Source organism: Endozoicomonas sp. SESOKO2 (assembly GCF_024606245.1).
Taxonomy (GTDB): domain Bacteria; phylum Pseudomonadota; class Gammaproteobacteria; order Pseudomonadales; family Endozoicomonadaceae; genus Endozoicomonas_A.
Map to the genome: position 1 here is coordinate 1 of NZ_JAHHPQ010000688.1, position 1,236 is coordinate 1,236.

1 protein-coding gene is annotated in these 1,236 nt (G+C 45.6%); it reads left to right on the forward strand.

Annotation, left to right across the window (positions count from 1 at the left end; genetic code table 11):
- A partial coding sequence (locus tag KDK17_RS16820; protein ID WP_257254915.1) for a WD40 repeat domain-containing protein occupies nt 1-1,132 on the forward strand: 1,132 nt, incomplete at its 5' end.
- Between the last annotated feature and the right edge of the window lie 104 nt (nt 1,133-1,236).

Genomic DNA, 1,236 nt, shown 5'->3' on the forward strand with positions numbered 1-1,236 from the left:
AATCTATGGCAAGAAGGACGAACGATCATGGGAAGAAAAAGCCACTATTTCCCATAACGCTAGTGTCAGTTTTGCCACCTTCAGCAAAGATGGTCGCTATCTAGTAACCACCAGTTGGGATCAAAGGGCAAAAATCTATGGCCAGAGTGACGATGGGTCATGGGCAGAAAAAGCCATCATTCCACATGATGAGACTGTCTACTCAGCCACCTTCAGCCCCGATAGCCGCTATGTGGTGACCGCCAGCCTGGATAGGAAAGCGAAAATCTATGGCCAGATAGACGATGGGTCCTGGCTGGAAAAGGCCATTGTTTCCCATTTTGTTTCAGTTACCTTCAGCTCCGATAGTCGCCATGTGGTGATCACCAGAGATAATGGCAGTGCAAAGATCTATAGACTGGATACCGATGGATCATGGGAAGAAGAAGCCATCATTTCCCATAATGGAAAGGTCAAGTCAGTCAAATTCAGTCCCGATAGTCGCTGTTTAATGACCTCCAGTGACGATAACAAGGCGATAATCTCTGGCCAGGATAAAAACGGATCATGGCAAGAAAAAGCCACCATTTCCGATTACCTGAGTCACTGCTCAGCTGGTACAACAGCCTGGGAGTTTCTTGAATCAATTTCCGGTTACCTAAGAAAGTGCTCAGCCAAATTCAGCGCCGATAGCCGCCATATGGTGACCGCCAATTTAGGTGACAAAGCGAAAATCTATGGTGAGAAGGACGATGGATCATGGGAACAAAAAGCCATCATTTCCCATAACAAAAATGTCTACTTTGCCAAATTCAGCCCCGATAGCCGTCATGTCATCACCTGCAGTAATGATCTCATGATGAAAATCTATAGCCTGAAGATCGATGGATCATGGAGAGAAAAAGCCATCATCTCCTATGATTGTTTTATTACATTAGCAACCTTTAGTGTCGATGGCCGCCATTTGGTCACTGTCAGTGTCGATGGAACGTGGAAAATTTATGGTCAGAACAGCGATGGATCATGGGAAGAAAAAGCCAGCACTTCCCATCCTGGTATTATCCGATCAGCGACCCTCAGCGCCGATGGCCATGTTTTGACCATCCATCAAGATGAGACGGCGAAAATCACTGAACTAAGTATGAATGAATGATGGTTTGCTGTTACTCACTCATTATTCTTCTGCAACACCTGCCCGGCAAGAATCAACGTCCTGTTTTCCTGTTAGTTTCGCTGACATCAATGTTATGAACTTTC